The following is an 831-nucleotide window of genomic DNA, read 5'->3' on the forward strand; positions in this document are numbered from 1 at the left end:
GTGACCATCCCCCACGCGATCGTCTTCGCCCAGTCGCTGTGGCGCCGAGCCCACCAAGCCGTCGCCCGGCGCATCCACTACGAACGACACCAACGACAAGCTTCCAAAGCCCTCCTGTAGTACCGGCTGCGGGCCTTCGGAGAACGTGCCTGGCGACTACTCCGGCGGACCAGATGCTCCACCCGCCGGATCGGCACCATCGTCCAAGCCGTCCACACCCTCCTGACGTGGCGGTGACGGTGGCCGATTCGCACATCACGACCTTCGCCGCCGGGAAGGGGTGGGTGCGTGACTGCTCCGCCTTGCACCAGCTGGCGAGTGCGCTGATGGTGACGAAGTCGTGCTGGGGCTAGACGACCATGCGGTAGCCGCGAGGCTCGCCGCGTGCGTCGGTGACCTCGATGCGCAGCCGGAGCCGGAAGTCGCGGCCCCGGACCCGGCCGTGGCGCACGGCGTTCGCGGCCGGTTCCGCCACCAGTAGTTCGGCACGTTCGGTGACTTCCCCGGGGAGGTGCCAGACTCTATGGGGCCACGGTGGCGGTGGCGCACGCTGTGCCGCGAGAGGCGCACCCCGTACGCGCAGTCAGCGTACGGGCACACAGGGTGGACGGTACGGTGAACCGGCTGTCACGCTGGGTGAGTCCGGTGCGGGTGGGTCCCGCGGGTACGTACGGGGAGGTGACCGCGGATGACGGTGGTCGAGAGCGACGTGGGCGAGGTGTGCGGGGACGGGGAGCGTGAGCCGGACCCGTCGGACAGTCTGCGGACGTTCGGGGCGGTGGTCCAGGCCCTGCGGGAACACGCGGGGCTCAGCCGGGTCGAGTTCGGGAC

General features: G+C 70.3%; 2 protein-coding genes and 2 pseudogenes. 3 read left to right on the forward strand and 1 reads right to left on the reverse strand.

Annotated features, from left to right (window positions below):
* Positions 1 to 123 precede the first annotated feature (123 nt).
* Both SCWH03_RS30015 and SCWH03_RS29730 read left to right on the forward strand, forming a co-directional pair.
* Positions 124 to 237, forward strand: a pseudogene (locus tag SCWH03_RS30015) (IS5/IS1182 family transposase); the annotation flags it as partial.
* A complete protein-coding gene (locus tag SCWH03_RS29730; RefSeq protein ID WP_272491139.1) occupies positions 228 to 353 on the forward strand; it encodes a hypothetical protein in 126 nt (41 codons plus the stop codon). The pseudogene SCWH03_RS30015 and the gene SCWH03_RS29730, both read left to right, overlap by 10 nt.
* Here the strand turns inward: SCWH03_RS29730 and SCWH03_RS29805 are convergent.
* The gene (locus SCWH03_RS29805) at positions 350 to 475 is read right to left on the reverse strand and encodes a hypothetical protein (protein WP_308788896.1); all 126 of its coding nucleotides are present in this window, start codon (positions 473 to 475) and stop codon (positions 350 to 352) included. The genes SCWH03_RS29730 and SCWH03_RS29805 overlap by 4 nt on opposite strands.
* 213 nt (positions 476 to 688) lie before the next feature.
* Here SCWH03_RS29805 and SCWH03_RS29525 point away from each other — a divergent pair.
* Positions 689 to 831 (forward strand): annotated as a pseudogene (locus SCWH03_RS29525) (transcriptional regulator); the annotation flags it as partial.

It is taken from the genome of Streptomyces pacificus, assembly GCF_011766325.1.
Taxonomy (GTDB): domain Bacteria; phylum Actinomycetota; class Actinomycetes; order Streptomycetales; family Streptomycetaceae; genus Streptomyces; species Streptomyces pacificus.